Source organism: Kordia sp. (assembly GCF_965283645.1).
In the GTDB taxonomy this organism is placed as follows: Bacteria; Bacteroidota; Bacteroidia; order Flavobacteriales; family Flavobacteriaceae; genus Kordia.
On sequence record NZ_CBDIPG010000001.1, the window covers coordinates 206,668 to 225,126 of the forward strand.

Annotated in this window: 17 protein-coding genes; 11 read left to right on the plus strand and 6 right to left on the minus strand. The window is 33.8% G+C overall.

The genetic code is table 11. From position 1 onward, the window contains the following. Nucleotides 1-7: 7 nt before the first annotated feature. From ACQ654_RS00960 to ACQ654_RS00980, 5 genes are all read left to right on the plus strand, one after another. On the plus strand, nt 8-1,570 hold the full coding sequence (locus ACQ654_RS00960) for a protein adenylyltransferase SelO (protein ID WP_430408435.1): 1,563 nt from the start codon (nt 8-10) through the stop codon (nt 1,568-1,570). 63 nt (nt 1,571-1,633) lie between these two features. Beyond that, complete coding sequence (locus tag ACQ654_RS00965; RefSeq protein ID WP_430408436.1) at nt 1,634-2,851, plus strand: bifunctional alpha/beta hydrolase/OsmC family protein; 1,218 nt, start codon at nt 1,634-1,636, stop codon at nt 2,849-2,851. A gap of 146 nt (nt 2,852-2,997) precedes the next feature. Further along, nucleotides 2,998-3,447: a KTSC domain-containing protein gene (locus ACQ654_RS00970; protein WP_430408437.1), complete on the plus strand. Its 450-nt coding sequence runs from the start codon at nt 2,998-3,000 to the stop codon at nt 3,445-3,447. Between the two features lie 83 nt (nt 3,448-3,530). Next, the gene (locus ACQ654_RS00975) at nt 3,531-3,722 is read left to right on the plus strand and encodes a cold-shock protein (protein ID WP_430408438.1); all 192 of its coding nucleotides are present in this window, start codon (nt 3,531-3,533) and stop codon (nt 3,720-3,722) included. A gap of 534 nt (nt 3,723-4,256) precedes the next feature. After that, nucleotides 4,257-5,816 (plus strand): glycoside hydrolase family 30 protein, encoded by a 1,560-nt coding sequence (locus tag ACQ654_RS00980; RefSeq protein ID WP_430408439.1) that lies wholly within the window; start codon nt 4,257-4,259, stop codon nt 5,814-5,816. A gap of 157 nt (nt 5,817-5,973) precedes the next feature. On the opposite strand, the gene ACQ654_RS00985 is transcribed toward ACQ654_RS00980, so the two are convergent. Beyond that, nucleotides 5,974-8,154: a T9SS type A sorting domain-containing protein gene (locus tag ACQ654_RS00985; RefSeq protein WP_430408440.1), complete on the minus strand. Its 2,181-nt coding sequence runs from the start codon at nt 8,152-8,154 to the stop codon at nt 5,974-5,976. Nucleotides 8,155-8,213: 59 nt separating this feature from the next. Beyond that, entirely contained in the window at nt 8,214-9,413 is a 1,200-nt protein-coding gene (locus ACQ654_RS00990; protein WP_430408441.1) for a multidrug effflux MFS transporter, read from the minus strand. A 125-nt stretch (nt 9,414-9,538) separates the two neighbouring features. On the opposite strand from ACQ654_RS00990, the gene ACQ654_RS00995 reads away from it, so the two are divergent. The 4 genes from ACQ654_RS00995 (at nt 9,539) to ACQ654_RS01010 (ending at nt 13,125) form a co-directional block, all read left to right on the plus strand. Then, nucleotides 9,539-10,252 carry a hypothetical protein gene (locus tag ACQ654_RS00995; RefSeq protein ID WP_430408442.1) on the plus strand — a complete coding sequence of 238 codons (714 nt, stop codon included), beginning with the start codon at nt 9,539-9,541 and terminating at the stop codon, nt 10,250-10,252. Nucleotides 10,253-10,293: 41 nt separating this feature from the next. Beyond that, complete coding sequence (locus tag ACQ654_RS01000; RefSeq protein ID WP_430408443.1) at nt 10,294-10,743, plus strand: YybH family protein; 450 nt, start codon at nt 10,294-10,296, stop codon at nt 10,741-10,743. Between the two features lie 61 nt (nt 10,744-10,804). Beyond that, on the plus strand, nt 10,805-12,544 hold the full coding sequence (locus ACQ654_RS01005) for a CocE/NonD family hydrolase (RefSeq protein WP_430408444.1): 1,740 nt from the start codon (nt 10,805-10,807) through the stop codon (nt 12,542-12,544). A gap of 11 nt (nt 12,545-12,555) precedes the next feature. After that, entirely contained in the window at nt 12,556-13,125 is a 570-nt protein-coding gene (locus ACQ654_RS01010; RefSeq protein WP_430408445.1) for a hypothetical protein, read from the plus strand. 4 nt (nt 13,126-13,129) lie between these two features. Here ACQ654_RS01010 and ACQ654_RS01015 read toward each other — a convergent pair whose 3' ends face one another. The 4 genes from ACQ654_RS01015 to ACQ654_RS01030 form a co-directional block, all read right to left on the minus strand. Then, nucleotides 13,130-13,798, minus strand: coding sequence for a response regulator (locus ACQ654_RS01015; RefSeq protein ID WP_430408446.1), 669 nt, complete (start codon nt 13,796-13,798; stop codon nt 13,130-13,132). Then, on the minus strand, nt 13,799-14,584 hold the full coding sequence (locus ACQ654_RS01020) for a sensor histidine kinase (protein WP_430408447.1): 786 nt from the start codon (nt 14,582-14,584) through the stop codon (nt 13,799-13,801). Then, nucleotides 14,577-15,146, minus strand: coding sequence for a hypothetical protein (locus ACQ654_RS01025; RefSeq protein ID WP_430408448.1), 570 nt, complete (start codon nt 15,144-15,146; stop codon nt 14,577-14,579). The genes ACQ654_RS01020 and ACQ654_RS01025 overlap by 8 nt, the downstream gene beginning before the upstream one ends. A 92-nt stretch (nt 15,147-15,238) precedes the next feature. Then, complete coding sequence (locus ACQ654_RS01030) at nt 15,239-15,733, minus strand: hypothetical protein (RefSeq protein WP_430408449.1); 495 nt, start codon at nt 15,731-15,733, stop codon at nt 15,239-15,241. Between the two features lie 367 nt (nt 15,734-16,100). On the opposite strand from ACQ654_RS01030, the gene ACQ654_RS01035 reads away from it, so the two are divergent. Continuing rightward, on the plus strand, nt 16,101-17,441 hold the full coding sequence (locus tag ACQ654_RS01035; protein ID WP_430408450.1) for a hypothetical protein: 1,341 nt from the start codon (nt 16,101-16,103) through the stop codon (nt 17,439-17,441). A 71-nt stretch (nt 17,442-17,512) separates the two neighbouring features. Beyond that, entirely contained in the window at nt 17,513-18,442 is a 930-nt protein-coding gene (locus tag ACQ654_RS01040) for a hypothetical protein (RefSeq protein ID WP_430408451.1), read from the plus strand. Nucleotides 18,443-18,459 lie beyond the last annotated feature (17 nt).

The window sequence follows — 18,459 nt, forward strand, 5'->3', positions numbered from 1 at the left end:
GCCAAAGATGAAACTCAACATAAAAGATACATTCAACAAAGAATTACCTGCTGATCCTAACAAAAACAACACACGTCGCAAAGTATTTGAAGCGTATTATTCGTACGTAACTCCCAGAATTCCGTCAAATCCGAAACTAATTCATGTAGCAGATGAAGTTGCCGAACTGTTAGATTTAGAACGTGACACGCATTCAGAGGAATTTCTAAACACATTCTCAGGAAAATCAGTCTATCCAAAAACGTCACCATATGCAATGTGTTATGGCGGACATCAATTTGGGCATTGGGCAGGACAGTTAGGAGACGGAAGAGCCATCAACTTAACAGAAATTCGCGCAAACGGACAACATTGGACACTGCAACTCAAAGGAGCAGGAGCAACGCCATATTCAAGAACGGCAGACGGTTTAGCCGTTTTACGATCATCAATTCGTGAACACTTATGTAGTGAAGCCATGCACTATTTAGGCGTTCCTACAACACGTTCATTATCAATTGCTTTAACAGGTGATGAAGTCTTGCGAGACATGTTATATGACGGAAATCAGGAATATGAAAAAGGCGCCATCGTTTGCAGAGTTGCACCGAGTTTTGTACGTTTTGGAAACTTTCAACTCTTTACTGCTCGAAAAGACATCAAAAACCTCAAAAACCTTGCGGATTATACGATTAGAAACTTCCACAAAGACATCAAAACGGAAGGAAAAGAAAAATACCTAGCGTTCTTTCAAAAAGTAGTAAATGCTTCTTTAGATATGGTGATTCATTGGCAACGTGTTGGTTTTGTGCATGGTGTCATGAATACGGATAACATGTCCATTCTTGGTTTAACCATTGATTACGGACCGTACGGTTGGTTAGAAGGATACGATCCAAATTGGACGCCAAATACTACAGACAGTCAAAACCATCGATACGCATACGGAAATCAACCCGGAATTGTACTTTGGAACTTGGTACAATTGGCAAATGCCTTATATCCGTTGATAGAAGATGCAAAACCATTGGAAGACATTCTTGAAAACTATCAAATGAATTTTGATAAAAAATATGTGGAAATGATGTCTAAAAAGATCGGTCTGGCCGAAATAAACAAAGACGTAGAGCAACTCATTGAAGAATTAGAGCAAAATCTACAATTGACAGAAACCGACATGACGATTTTCTTTAGAGAATTGCCACGTGTTCAAAAGAAAAATACACCACAAGAAGCGTTTCAGAAAATACACAAAGCATTTTACAAACCTCTAGGACTTGCCGGATCGGTTACGGACGCTTGGACAACTTGGTTTACAAAATACATCGATCGGTTACAACTAGAAACTGACAGAGACGAAACGAGAAAATTTAAAATGTATGAAGTCAATCCGAAATTTGTACTACGAAATTACATGGCACAACTTGCCATTGATGCTGCAAACAAAGGAAACTATGAAGTTTTAAATGAACTCTACGAAGTCTTAAAGCGTCCATACAATGAACAACCAGAATATGAAAAATGGTATGCAAAACGTCCAGAATGGGCACGAAACAAAGTTGGTTGTTCTATGTTGTCATGCAGTTCGTAATGTTTCTTATATTTAGTAGACCAAGTACCTAACAATAGCAATCTAAATTTGAAAAACTAACGAATGAAAAGCACAAAACTCCAAATAACAAACGCAAACGGACGTAAACTAAACGCATCTTTAGAATTACCCGCAAATCAAAAACCAAACTACTATGCCATATTTGCACACTGTTTTACGTGTAGTAGCACGTTAAGCGCAGTTCGCAACATAAGTAATACACTCACAACACATGGTTTTGGCGTTGTACGTTTCGATTTTACAGGGTTGGGTAGGAGTGAAGGCGAATTTGCAGAAAGTCACTTTTCAGGGAATGTTGCCGATTTAGTAGCGGTACAACAATACATGAAAGAAAACTACGAAGCACCATGTTTATTGGTCGGACATTCGCTTGGTGGCGCGGCTGTTTTAGTAGCGGCTTCCCAATTAGACGATATCAAAGCAGTTGCAACTATTGGAGCACCAGCTACGGTAAGTCATGTAAAACACTTATTCTCGCACAATGTAAATCAAATTTCAGAAGAAACTGATGTTCAAGTAAATATTGGTGGAAGACCTTTTACAATCAACAAGGAATTTGTTTCGGATTTCGATAAAACAGATTTACCCGCGATTGTAAAAAACTTACGCAAACCCTTATTAATTCTACATTCGCCAATTGATAGAATTGTCGGAATTGAAAATGCAAAACAATTATATCACGATGCTCATCATCCAAAAAGTTTTGTTTCCTTAGACAATTCAGATCATTTATTAACGAATAGTAACGACAGTCGGTATGCAGGAAACATGATAGGTACTTGGGTAGAACGTTATTTTCCAAAGCAAGAAAATAAAATGCTTGATATAGGAGGCGAACAGTTGGTTGGGCATTTGAATTTAGTGGAAGATAACTTCACAACTAAAATTCAAACGAAAAACCATAATATGATTGCTGATGAACCAATTTCAGTAGGAGGAAACGACTTTGGCCCATCACCGTATCAATATTTATATGCAGGTTTGGCGGCATGTACAACCATGACATTAAAAATGTATGCCGATCGTAAAGGTTGGGATTTACAAGAAGTATTTGTGTACATATCGCACAGTAAAAAGAAAAATACGGAATTAGGCATTGAAATGGAAAAACCCACACGAATTGATTTCATTACCAAAAAATTAAAATTCATTGGAAATCTTTCAGACGAGCAAAAACAACGCTTAAAAGAAATTGCATCAAAATGCCCTGTACATAAAACATTGGCAGGAAATGTAATTTTTGAAAGTGAGGTTGTTTAGACTTACTTTGATTGTTTGACTTCTAGGATTTTTATCATTCCTGCGAAGGCAGAAATCTATAATGAAAAATTATATTCTTTTATTCAATACTATAGTAATTCATATAGTATTTAGCTGTACTTTCGCGCCTTCAAATAAAATTTGATATGAAACGCATAAACGAATACAAGAAACTCTTTGGAGTCGAAAATGAAATCGAATTAAAAACGTTGAAAAAGAGTTATCGTAATTTGGTGAAAGAATGGCATCCAGATAAATTTCAAAATGGGGACGCATTACAGGAAGAAGCAGAACTAAATAGCCGAAAAATTATTGACGGATATCACTTCTTAGTAAGCATTGCACCTGAAACAAAAGAAAAAAACTTGCCAGAATACACTGAAACGATTAAGAGTGCAGCTATTGCAGACTATCAACACAAAGGGTTATTGTTAGAGTTAACCTTTACGGATGGTGCTACGTATGAATACTTTGGCGTAACAAAGCAGGTTTTTCAAAAAATGATGAGTGCTGGAAATTTAAATCGTTTTGCAAAACGGATGATATACCCTAAATATATGTACAGAAGAACACAACGTACGCTAGAAACAGCATAATAAACACACATAACAATACTGCTGTCATTCTTGGCACAGTAATTGACTATAAATAAGTATTATTAAAAATTAAATATATTACAATGAGTAAAGGAACAGTAAAATTTTTCAACGACACTAAAGGATTTGGTTTCGTAACGGAAGAAGGTTCAAACGAAGAACATTTTGTTCACATTTCAGGTTTAATCGATGAAATTCGCGAAGGTGATGAAGTTGAATTCGATCTACAAGAAGGAAGAAAAGGTTTAAACGCAGTAAACGTCAAAGTTATTTAAATATATACTTCAAGTTTTACAAAAAGCCCATCAATAATTGATGGGCTTTTTTTGTGGATATGTGTTTGTAAAGAATTGATTGAACGTTATTTTTTATCATCGGCAGTATAAAGTTTCTCTGTGATCACAGGTATTTTTCCAAAATTAAAACTTAGCATGCCGTCACTGTTACCTTTCCAATTCATACGGCAACTTATGATATTTTATAAATAAGATATGGATATAAGAACAAGCCTAGTTTTTTTGAGACACCTAAATTTTTAGCTTAACATGGAATTAATTTTTGTGTAAAATGACAATAGGTATCAATCTAGTTTAAAAATGAGTTGTAAGCTCTCTAGCTTCTTTGGCTAATGACTTCGCTCGTTGATTATTAACATGTATGTATTTCAACACACTTAAAACTTATTTTGTTACATAAATAGATGTAAGGTTAGGAAATCATAATTATTTGCACAATAATGTTATATTTAGAAAACCGAAATCAATAAAATAAAGACAGCCACAATGTTTATAGTATCAAAATCAAATAGTATGCTCTTATGCATTCTAGCTATTTTAATGTATTCCTGCTCTACTAAGCATCAAGATTACGTAGTTGATGTATTTCAAACTTCACAAGCTGGAGATAATCTTAAACTAATTACAAACAATTTAACAACACAAACAGTAGGAAAAAGCAAAAAAGTTAGCTTAACTATTAAACCTGATCAAAAATTTCAAGAATATATTGGTTTTGGGGCTTCTTTTACGGAATCGTCTGCATGGAACTTGGCAACCATTCCAAAAACACTCCGCAAATCAGTATTAACACGTCTTTTTAGCCCAATAGAAGGTGCTGGATTTTCCCTTACACGAACTCACATTAATAGTAGCGATTATTCAAATAATCATTATACCTATGTTGAATCAGGTGATACGAACCTTTCTACCTTTAGTATTCATGAAGATATGAAAGGTTTTACTGGAGAAGAAAATGACCAAGTAAAAGGTATTGAGTTAATACAACCTAATTATGACATCATTCCAATGATACAAGAAGCACAAAATATTAATGGTGCTGACTTTAAAATCATTGCTTCAGCTTGGAGTCCGCCTTCATGGATGAAAACAGGAGAAACTTCAGAAATGACTAATGGTACGTTACTTCCAGAATATTATGGACTTTGGGCACGATATCTTTCAAAATTCGTAAGTGCCTATAGTGAGCAAGGAATAGCTATTTGGGGAATGACTCCGCAAAATGAACCACTTCACGCACATGATGCGCGTTGGGATAGTAATGGATTCACTCCTGAACAAGGTAGGGACTTTTTACGAGATCATTTAGGACCACAACTTGCTAAAGATGGTCATTTGAATGTAGATGATTTAGATGCTGGCGTACGTGTACTACTATATGATCATAATAAATCTATGATGAACAAATATGTTTCAGCTACGTATAACGATCCAGAAGCCGCTAAATACGCTTGGGGAACAGGCATTCATTGGTATGCTAATTCTGAGCTTGAAGAAAATAATTGGTATGCGGAAGCACTTGATACGTTGAGAACAACTTGGCCAAATAAAGGAATCATTCATACTGAATCGAGTATTGATATTGATGCAAAAGATCCAATAGGTCAATATTGGAGAGAAAGTACTGATTATGCTGGTACTTTTGTACCTTTTGATACGTATGCATACGATATCATCACAGATATGAATCATGGAGTTCAAGGATATATTGAATGGTGTATGATTTTGAGTCATAAAGGGCAACCAAATCCTTATGACAATTTTAATAGTGCACCTGTATTGATTAATCCCGTAACTGACGAAGTATTGTATACGCCTCTGTATTACTTATTAAGCCATTTTAGTAAGTTTATACGACCTGACGCGCGCAGAATTGAGTTAGAAGGAGATAAAATAAATGGAATTGTATCCACAGCCGCAATAAATACTGATGGATCTATTGCAGTAGTTGTTTTTAATAGAACCACTGCACCTGTTGAATTGGTACTAACATTGAAATCAGAAACTCATACAATACAAATGGCACCAAGAGCGATTCAAACAATTACTTTTCGAAAAAATTTAGATCATTAGAATTTTCAGTATCGTTTTACTCCTTTGAATCTAGTCAGTCTTGTTAGGTTTATAGTCTAAAATGATGTTAAAAAGGAGCAATTTTACTATTGATCTATACATTAATTTATCTTCAAATTAAAACATTAAGACATCGTTACATTGATAAATTATTAAACTACTTTTTAATAACCTTCTCTTGAAGTATCGTATTTCCGGAAGAATTATACGCTTTTACAAAATAAATTCCTGTTTGTAAATTTGGAATATTAATAGTTTTTTGATTCGAATTGATTGCTTCCGTAAACAACAATCGACCATCAATACCATATAAATCTAACTTAGAAATTTGATCATTTTCAGTTGTAATCGTCAATTGATTCGTAAATGGAACAGGATAAATTTTGGTTGCATTTACTTCAAACTCTTCTGTAGAAAGGACTCCACTAAAGTATTGATTAGCCAAGTTAAAAGCACTTACACCAATTTCAGCACCAATCAATCGACCTCTAATATCATCAATCGGCGGATGAATTCCGCCCCAAATTCTTGATAAACTTGTTTGGTCAGATGCATCACGATACGTAGCCCATTGCAATGTAAACGGTTCACTTGGACCTTTTTCGAAGACTAAGAAATTATCTTGTGGAATTTCAAACGTTCCCATTCCGCCAGGGAAAAATTCATCACCTGTAACTAACGTTAATACTTCTGCCGCCGCTCTGGAAAATGTAGAATGTCCAGAAAGATATCCTGCAAACGGAGGCGTCACAAACGTTGCGCGTTGGTATGGCCACCATCTTTCTGCCAAAATCCAATCAACTCCTGAAATATCCGTTGTCGGATCACTTATATAATCAGGTCCTTTCCAAGCATATACTTTTATTTTTCCAACATTTTCATCATTTGTGCCTGCTAATGCGTCACCAGCTTCTATTAGCTCAATATATCCAGTAATGAGTGGTAAACCATGCGGATCGTAACTGGGAAGTGTATCATCAGAGCTTTGCCCTTTTCCAGCCATATATCGAATTGCCGAAATTGGACGTACATAATCATAATATCCTTTAATTCCCCAAGTGTTAACCGCCGCATCATGCATAGCACCGCCGAGTGCTAAATACGATTTAACGTCCCATTGCAAATCGTCTAAAATTGGTCCGAGACCATTCCAACGTTTTTCTGTCATTGGATGATCGTTTACATAATTTAGAATAGTAAACCAATGTCCTGGAGGCGTTTCAGAATCGGGTCCATCTGCCCAAAATTCTGCTAAAACTCTAGCATAATCAGCTCTTTTTACAAATTGTGATTCGTATGGTAAATTTGTTGCCGGATTTACTGCATGCCCTGTACTTGGATCGCCACCTTGAATAATATCGTAAAACGCTTTGTATTCTTCAAATGTTTCAGGAAAAGCAGTTGTATCTAAATTTCCAAGTGCTTTCGGCGAAATATCAATAAGTGTAGTATCAGTAGGATCTAAATGTGAAGACCATAACGAAACCAAGGCAAAATGCCACTTATACGGATCGTCAATTCCGTCATTATCAGATTCTTGAATATATTCTGGTGCGCCAGGATCATTGTATACATAACAATCAAATCCTTGATTAATTATTTGCAAATCTTCCGCTTTGAGCGCAAAAGGAGCAACTTCTCCCCATTCTGGGCTTAAAAAATCAGGTGTATTTAAAGGAAAAGGGTTTCCGCTTTGATCAACAAATACGTCAAAAGCTAACGGTTGCCATTTATCAGGATTGATATCATTTGTTTCTTCATAAATTTCTAAAATTAACGGACTATTTGATGGTTGATAATGTAAATTAGCATAATCATTTTGTTCGTTGGAACCATCTTGCAAACCAAAATTGATGATTTCATTTGCTAAATAATTCCCAAGTGCCGCATACGAACCTGTACTGTAATCCATTGATGTAAAGTTGACATCATACCCATAGGATTCAAATAATGTTTGAAAACCCGCAAGTGAAGTGGTAGTTCCTGGAGAGTTTGCAAAACGGTGTGTTAGTAACCTAAACATTGCATAACTCATCATTTCATGACGTGCAGTTGCTATAGTTGCAGGCATTGCAATTCCGTTAAAATTACAGGTGTAATTCCCGAACGTTTTCCCTAAAAATATCGTTTCTGCTTGATTGTCAAAAACTGCCCATGAATCATACATGGCAATTGCACTATGAAATAAATTTCGAGCATGCACAGTTGGACGTGCAAAATCTCCACGAATGGCTGTTAATAATTGCTCATTCCAATCGCGAGCGACAGAATGTTGAGCTTGTATAGTTGGAATGCTGAAAAGGAAGCTTATAAAAGCTATAGCAACTATTTTTTTCATTTATAGGATGGATCGAGGTTATTGCCGTAAATTTAGATAAAAGATTGTTTTTAAACAAACTACATGCTAGTTCTTATCATTCTTTTCAAAAGAAACATAATTAATAAAGAAATAGCACCACAGGCAAAGAAACCAAGAAATAGAGGAGATGCTGTCGTTTTTACAAAACCTCCAATGTAGGTAGCAATCGGAACAGCCATTACTGTTGATACAAAACCGTTTATTGCTGCGCCAACGCCTGCAATGTGTCCTACAGGTTCCATTGCCAACGAACGTAAATTCCCGAAAAGGAAACCAATAAAGAAAAATAGCAATGAAAAGAATGTCATTACGATATAAACATTTGGATTATGATTATAGAAAGCAATTACATATACTAATGAGATGCCCGTAAATGCTATTAAAAATACTTTCACAAGTGCTAACATTCCATATTTTAATACAAATTTTCCGTTTAAGAATGTAGCGAATCCAACAGAAACTGCAATGGCGGCAAATAGATAAGGAATTTCTTCTGCCATTCCGTATTGTTCTTGAAAAATTTGTTGAGAAGCACTTAAATAGACCATAAATGCACCTGTAATGAAACCTGAAATTAAGGTAAACGCAATTGCTGTTTTGAATTTCATAAATTCCTTTAATCCATCAATAAATAATGATAGTGAGAGTTTGGTTTTGTTCTCAGGACTTAAGGTTTCGGGTTGTCGTTTCCAAAGCCAAATCATTATGATTGCACCAAATAGTAATTGACTGTTAAATATGGAACGCCAACCAAATGCATCTAACATAAGTTTTCCTAAAGCTGGTGCTATGACAGGTACAAGAATGAAGAATGCAACGATAAATGACATAATTTTCGCCATATAATCTCCGCTAAAACGATCGCGTACCATGGCTATACTTATGGTGCGTGGTGCAGATAAACCAATTCCTTGTAAAATTCGCCCAAGTACCATTATTTCAAGGTTTGGAGCTAATACACATAATATGCTTGCAAGTACAAATAGTAAAAATCCAGCATATATTATTGGCTTTCTTCCTATACTATCTGAAAGTGGTCCAAAAATTAATTGCCCAAATCCTAATCCTAGAAAAATCATTGTAATTAACAGTTGATTATCTGCGGATTGCGTTACATTAATATCAATTCCGATAGTTTCTAATGCAGGTAGTATGGCTCCGATTGATAATGCAACAATGGACATTAACGATGCCATTAAAATGATAAATTCTGTTTGAGATTGATGTTTTGATTGCATTGCGCAAAAATACACTTTAAAAAGTATTTGAAGATTAAAATGATGAGGCTTCTCACATAAATTATAAAAACGATCTAAAATTCATTGTAAGATAGATTTACTATCTTAGTTTTTTAATCTGATATATGAAATTTTTCAATAAACAACGTTCAAAGTTAATGGCAGGAAAGAAAATAAATAAGTACCTAAAATATGCATTTGGAGAAATTATCTTAGTTGTATTGGGAATTTTAATTGCTGTCGGAATTAACAATTGGAATCAGCGTAAACAATTGAATGCTAAAAGTAAAGACCTTAAAAACCAGGTAATTGCCGAATTGAAAAGTGATATTACAACCATTGCAAATTATCAAAAAAAGATAGATACCATACAACAGCGTTTTTTAAAGATTCTAGGAAAAGAATACGATGAAACAATGACAAAAAGGAGTGATTTTATTGCATCCTTGTTGTTTGAGCCGAATGTTATGAATTTAGACGATACCGTGATAAATTTGATTGACAACGCCAATTTAAATGATTCTAAAGCGTCTAAAACACTATTAAATTTAAGTTCTTCTTATAAATCGCATACACAAATTGTAGAAGATTTAGAACAGTTAATTTTTAGTAAAATGAACGAAAATTTGAAAGAAATTGAACAAACGCAAAGTTGGTACACTGATTTTATTACCGATTTTAATTGTGCCAATGAATGTATTGAATTTTTACTACACGATGAAAGACACAAAGCAAGAATGGCTTCATTACGATTTTTAGAAGTCAACGTGTACGGACAAACGCTGAAAACAATGCGGGTAAGTTTGCAACAGTATTTGGATGAATTGGAGATTGAATAATTATAAAATTGAACAGTAAATAGAAATATAAAACCATTGGTATGAAAAAATTACTTCTACTTGTATTTGTTGCGTGCACATTTACTCAATGTATTGATAATGAAATAAATGACACTGAAAAAGATATTGCGCAAATACGTCAAAATATAAAAGATTTTTCTAGTTATGTAAATACTTCAAACTACGAAATGATAGGAGCTTCTTATACGGAAGATGCCAAAATATTTCCACAACGTGGCAAAATGATTGCAGGCAGAACAAATATTGTGAAATATTGGACATTGCCAGAAGGTATAAAAACGATCAATCATAAAATTACGCCAAGTGAAATTACAATTGTAGATGATACAGCTTATGATTATGGACACTATGAAGGCACAACTGTAAAATCAGATGGTGAAGAAAGTTCGTGGAAAGGAAAATATGTAATTGTTTGGAAACGAGTAAATGGCAACTGGAAAATGTATCTGGATATTTGGAATTCGATCTAAAATTTGCAAAACCTGTCACATTGAAATAAAACCTACGTCTTTCTACAAAAAGACACTCATCATGAAAATTTTCTTCTCATGCTTACTATTGGTTTTAGTAAGTTGTAATTCATCCAACCAAGAAAAAACAGCAGTCGTATCAACAAAAATAGAAGGAAATTATGTCATTGAAGATATATTAATTGAAACTGAAAAAGATATTTTCATTTCGGGAATTGTTGTAAAAAAGAAAGACGATGTAAGCCCAAAACCTGTCATTTTACAACATACAATTTATGTTCGTAATCGTGATATTTATACACTCAAACATGCTGTAGATAATGGATATGTAGGCATTATAACGTATACAAGAGGGAAATATAAAAGCCCAAATACAATTGTTCCATACGAACATGAAGTTACAGATACATATGCAGTGATTGACTGGATTAGCAAGCAAAAATGGTGCAACGGAAACGTTGGAATGTACGGCGGAAGTTACAACGGTTTTACACAATGGGCAGCAACAAAGAAGATGCATCCTGCACTAAAAACAATTGTTCCTGCGGCGGCTAATAGACCTGGAAATGGCTTGCCGATGGAAAATAATGTGTTCATCAACCCAAATTACGAATGGGCTTTTCTTGTGGGAAATAATAAAACGTTAGATACAATTGTTGGAAATGATCGCCAACGCTTTAGAAGCCTAAAATTTGAATGGTGGAATAGTGGAAGCGCTTACAAAAAAATGGACAGTATTGACGGAACTCCAAATGCTTTTTTTCAACGTTGGATTTCACATCCTAGCTATGATGAATATTGGCAAAACATGATTCCGTACAAAGAAGAATTTGCAAAAATTTACATTCCTATCTTAATGTTTGATGGTTATTACAACGATTCTCAAAACTCTAATTTATATTTTCACAGACAACACTATAAGTACAATAAAAATGCCGAAAACTATCTAATTATTGGCGCATATGACCATATTGGATCGCAAAAAGGTGGTAGTCAACAATTACGCGGTTACCAATTAGATGAAAACGGTTTGATTGATCCTTTAAAAATCACCTATGAATGGTTTGATTATATCTTAAAAAATGGTTCAAAACCAACTATTTTAAAAGATAAAATAAATTACCAAGTGATGGGAACAAATACTTGGAAAACTGCCAATTCTATTGATGCAATGAGCACACAAGAATTAAAATTGTTTTTGACAGATTACAAAGAAGAAAACTATCTTCAATTACTTGAAAGCCAACAAAAAGAATTAAAATCCTTATCGCAAACAATTGATTTTAAAGATCGTAATACAAGTAACAACAACAATTCGTATCCGTTTCCAATTATTGAAAATGAGCTAAATCCGACAAATGGATTCAAATTTATTACCAAACCTTTTGAAGAAGATACTTTTATAAGTGGTTCATTTTCAGGTGAATTAATATTTACAATTAATAAAAAAGATGTAGATATTGGTGTTACACTATTTGAAGTATTACCAAGCGGGAAATTCTTTCATCTATCTGGTTTTATTGGTCGCGCAAGTTATGCAAAAGATGAAACGACTCGAAATCTTTTAACGCCAAACGAAATATGTACGCTTCCGTTTTCAAACACACGATTAATTAGCAAAAAACTTCAAAAAGGAAGCCGATTGCTAGTAATTTTAGATGTAAATAGCAATCCTTTTTCTCAACTAAACTACGGAACTGGAACAGACGTAAGTGACGAAACCATAAAAGATGCAAGCGAACCGTTGAAAATTGAATGGTTTACGGATAGTTATATCAAAATACCTATCTTTAAACCTTAATTATACATGCTATGAATCTTACATTAAAACTTGTATTACTTGCTTGTTTCATCTCGTTTACTGCGCTTTCGCAAGATAGTACACCTGCTAAAAAATTCTGGAATACTTTACAATCACATTGTGGAAAAGCGTATGAAGGAAATTTAGAACTTCCGAAAGAAGATAAAGATTTTGGCGGAAAAACATTAACAATGCATGTGCGTAAATGCACTGAAAACGAAATTAAGATTCCTTTTTTTGTTGGAGAAGACAAATCACGTACGTGGATTTTAACCTATAAAAATGATCGCATTACGCTAAAACACGATCACAGACATAAAGATGGTTCTGAAGATAAAGTGAATTTTTATGGTGGAACTACCACAAATACAGGAAAAGATGACATTCAGGTATTTCCTGCGGATGCAAAAACCCAAGAAATGATTCCTGGCGCGGCAACAAATATTTGGTGGATTACTATTGACGCATCAACATTTACCTATAATTTAAGACGTTTAGGAACCGATAGAGTATTCAAAGTAGTGATGAATTTAGAAAAACCTATACAAACGCCTAGCGCACCTTGGGGCTGGAAAGAGTAAGCTTTTACAGTTTAATCCAGCCTTCTTTGATGGCGAGCATGACCAAACCAACTCTGTTTTTGACATGTAGTTTTTCAAAAATTGAATTCCGATATCCATCAATTGTTTTGGGACTGACAAACATTTTTCCGGCAATTTCATAATAAGTCATTTCGCTACAAGCAAACTTTATAAACTCACGTTCACGTTCTTTTAATTCGTGAAAACGAAGCGCGCCTTCAAATTCATTTACACCATTTTGAAAAGAATGTACGAGCTTTCCCGTAATAAAATCGGTATAATAAAAGCCTTTATCTATAATTGAAATGATGGCTTCTTGCAATTCTTCGGGCTCAACATCTTTGCTTAAATAGCCTTTAACGCCAAGTTTTAGCATTCGGACAATCGTTTCTTCTTTTCCAATCATACTAATTACCAAAATTTTTACGCTGGGATATTCTTTATGCAACCATAAAACAGTTTCAAAACCATCCATTTTGGGCATATTTACATCTAACAGAATAATATCTGGAATTGTATCTTTAGTAATAAGCGATTGCATTTCGTGTCCGTTTGACGCTTCAAACAAAATAGTACATTCAATCGTCAGCATATTAATAAGACTTATTAACCCTTTCCTAAATAAGTTGTGGTCATCAACAAGTCCTATTTTGACAATTTTGTTAGAATGCATCTATTCTTTTTGTATTTGTATAGTAGTTGTAGTTCCTTTATTTATAATACTTTCAATGTGAAATTTGGCATGTATTACATTGGCTCTATTTTTTAAGTTAGAAAGTCCATTTCCATGACCAATCTTTTCAGTAACCGTAAAACCGATGCCATTATCTTGAATGACTAAGGTAAGTAAATTTTCTAGAAATGTTAGTGTAAGTATCACTTCGGAAGCTTTACTGTGTTTAATGGTGTTATTGATAATTTCTTGAATCATTCGGTACAGAATGGTAATTGTTGTTTTTGGTAAGATAAATTCATCACCAATAATAGCTAATTTTGTATGAAAAGAATTAATTTTATTTAACCGATCCACATCTACAGAAAGTGCATTGCAAAGTCCAATTTGAATCACTCTATCACTATTTAAATCTAAAGAAAGCTGTTTTATATCTCTAATTAATTGTTTTAATAAAACCTTTGATTCTACAATTTTATCTTTACTATCAGTTTCATCTTTTAAATTAATTGTATTTAGATAAATCTTAATAATACTTGCGGTATGTCCAATATTATCGTGCAATTCGCGCCCAATAGTTTGAAGCGTTTGTTCTTTAATTTCCAATTGAGATTGAAGTAATGTGGCGGCAAATTCGGTAGCCAACTTTTCTTGTTCGTGTTTGTGCTGTCGTCTTTTTTTTCGATACAATGCTAAAAACGCAATAAAAAATGTAACCAATAGGAACAATAAAAGTGAACCTATAATCACAAACAATACAATATTTGACTCAATTTCGCTATGCATCTACTTTCTTTGAATTTCTATATTCTACCACAAGTCCAATTGCAATAAACACGTACATGGCACTGTTAAAAAGATCGTGAATAATCCAAGGACTAATATAATACGCATCTTTAGTTGCCATAAGATATTCCCACAAAGGAAAAATAAGTCCTGTGCAACTTGTATACAAGAAAAGTCCAATTAAATAATACAACAAGGATTTCTCGTGTTTAAAATCGTGTAAATCTCTTTCGTAATAATCATATACAAGCAAAAGAATCCACATGGTATAAGCTAAATTATTGGTAGTTAGCCATGCTGTAAAAAATTTGGTTTTAAAATCGAATTGTATAAAAGAAAACAATCCAACAATGAGCGCTATAAAAGCTGAAATTATAAATAGTTTATTTAGATACTTATTATGAAAACGATCTTTAAAAAAGAAGACTAAAAACAAAAACTCCAGTGTCACATTTATATTGTAAAAAATGTTCATATCTGGAGTTCTTCCTAAGTATAATCGTATAGTTTGGGTAATACTAGCAATAAAAACGACAAGTACAATCCATTTGGTTTTCTGCAAGATACTTTTAAAAAAAAGCAGGCCTAGAAGTGTTGGAATCCAAGGGCTTAAAATTGATATGTAGTTTAAAATGTGTTGGATATTGAAAATTATTATTTGATGATATTAAATGAATTGCTTTTTAAGTCTAATTGCAAACGCGACACACACATGTTTGGAGCATATTGATTTACTGGGTTGTGAATATCTATAACTTTATAGCTGTTTTTTTCTTTAACACATCCTGTTGTAAGTACTGTAAAAGCTCCTTGTTTGGAACCAATCTCACGATCGTAACTGTGTGGTGAAGCATCTTGAAAATAGGCACCTAACACAACCACTAAATAATCAGCATCGTTTTTTCCTTTTTGTTCATCAAAAAAGCGTTTGATTAATTCTTTACTAAATACGAATGCATTGTATTCATTGGTAGAAGTTATAAATTGTTTAACTTCTGTAGCATTGATTCCATTTGGTAATTCTATTTCAGGAGATACTTTAACGCATTTTTTCAATAAATTAAATTGATTAATAAATTCATTTGCTTCACTTAAAGATATTTCTCTTCCGTCTAGAAGTAACGTTTCTTGCTCTGTTTTCGTTAACATATTATTGTTTTTTTAGTTAATACTGAATACTCAAATATAGAGCGATACCAGCTAGAAAAACAAGTGCAAAACTTAAATATAGGGTATTTCTTCTAAAAAATAGGATAATCATCTTTTAAAAAATGCCTTGTTTTCCTTTTGACTTATGTAGTAGTTTTTTTAGAGTTTTACAAAGCGATTTATTGCAAGAAATAAACACAGCTAGCAAAAACTTTATTTCATCAATATTCATGACAAAAGGATATACAAAGAATAAATGTAAGAGTCCTTTTTAATTACTTAATGAATAAAAAGGTGGAGCAGAACTCACTAAAAAAAACGAGCCTTTCTATAAGGTAAACTATGGAGGCGTTACCCGAAAAGCCATATGAGTAGGGAAATAACAATTAAAAAAATGGACAATCAAAACTTATTTAGTCAATCGTACAGCGAAATAGTTAGAAACGTTATTGGCGACGGAAATCAATATTTCCAAATGTTAGGAGAAGCAGTATCTTTTAACTGGCCAGTGGCTCCAATAGGACAATTATCGCGAGAAGCGTATCAATTTATGAGCGCGGCACCAGCGTACAGTCCAATTGGTATATTTGGAGGAGTAGGCGCTTCTACGTTTTTTAAAAACTACAGACAAATTTTTGCACATGTAGGTTTTAATGAATCTCCAGAAGCTCAAAAACAACTTCGAGATCTATCAAACCAAGCGACAGAATTGCAAAATGAAATTACTATTACATGGACAAATGCTAATACTGCTTACAATACAGCCAAGCAAAATGGTGGTGCAGTCTTTACAGCAAAATATCCAGATATTACTGCATGGTTAGCTGGACCTGGTGACGTGTATGCAAAGGAAGCAGATGGACTTCAAAAAGCGGCAAATAGTGTCTTTGATCAGATGGAAGCACTTAATGAAGCACAAATGCCAACAACATTAAAAGAAGCATTAGACATTACTAAGATGCCTACAAGTAAACCAGCTGACGGAAATTCACCTCGCGGATGGACAGTTGTGCAAAATGGCGCTGGTAATTTGGAATGGCAACCTGTATTTAATATTGCTACAACAAGTAGACAATGGAGACAACAATTAACTGATGGTACAATTGGTGAAAAAACAATTGTATTAAAGGCAGATAAATCTGATAGTTCAATTGAAAAAACGTGGGCTGGAGGAAATGTTGGATACGGAAACCCATTTTGGGGAGTATACGCTAACGGAGGTTGGCAACGTACAGATATTTCAAAATCTGACAAAAGTGTAACAGCTACAATTAACTTAAAATCTGCAACGGTTGTAAACATTACACCAGGAGAATGGTATGATGGCGGATTTTTAAAACAAATAGCTATCAATGGAAACAAAGGACAAGGATATAGCATATTATCTCCGTATACTACGACAGGCGGAAGTCACCCGTTATTTGGTAAAGACGGACTTTGTTCTACAATGGTTACTGGGCTAGTAGTAGCTTACAAACCATCATTTAGCATACGAATGAAATCTTCAACCTATAAAATGTATGAGGAAAAAATTGAAGCAGGTGGCGGATTCCGTATTGGGCCATTTAGCTTTGGAGGACATGGAGGATCATACAAACAGGAAATTGAAACCACAGGAAACGATACAATAGTTACGGGAGGATCAACTTCTGACGATCCTGTAATTATTGGAGTTACGGTAGGTTTTCCAGGTGTAGAAAAACCATAATTTATTAGTATCTACTAAAAAACTCACCTGGGCTATTTAGTTTGGGTGAGTTTCTTCAAAAATAATATATGATGACTTCAATAATTTCAAGATATTTAGACGGAATAGCTACAAAAGTAGCACAGCAAAGATGTTTAACTGTAATTGGTGTCGCAAAATCACCTTACATACCTACAAACATCAATCAGCTTTGTTTGCCAGCCATTTCTTGGTATTGGAAACCCAATCCAATAGGTCAAATTTCATATGAACAATTTCAATTTAGTGATACAGCGCCACTTTCAGTAGCTTCAGATGTATTATTCACAAGTTCAGGAAATAGTGTATCTGAAAACTATCGTACATTTTTATATGTATTAAAAAAGAATGAAAATTTTCCATACAAAACATTATTAAATGAATTATTGAAAAAAAATGAAGCTCCAGAAAGTTATGCAGACGGATGGATACAAGTACTCATTAATGGAAGTTTGGAGTGGAAGCCTGATTGGATTTTTTCAGATTCAGTATATTCTTGGAAACAAAAAGTACAAGAAGGAACTATTGATAATTCAGGAACGATAAAAGTAGCGTTGCGAAAAGGAGACAATTTATCAAACATATTTATGCTAGATAATGATACACATAAATCTTTTGAGTTTATCTCACAATTTGAAACTGTAGAAGTATATGCAGATGCTTGGGGAATTATTTCTATTAGACCTGGAAGCTGGTTTAACAATAGTATATTAAAATTAGGAAAAGATTATATTCCAAAAAATTTAGACATACTAACCTCAAGAGTTGCCGCTTTTTATGTGGCTGCTAACCCGAAATTTACATTTAAATCGAATATAAAAATTGATCTTTCGATTCTCAAAAAGGCTACATCTTTTCAATGTTTTGGTATAGATGCACAACTAGACGAACCATACAAAACCGTTGCAAATAGTCATGAAATCACCTTATACTCAAAAACGGTCAATCCTGCAATTGTTGGAGTTGTTTTAGAACGTTTGTAGTGTAAAATTAATGAAAA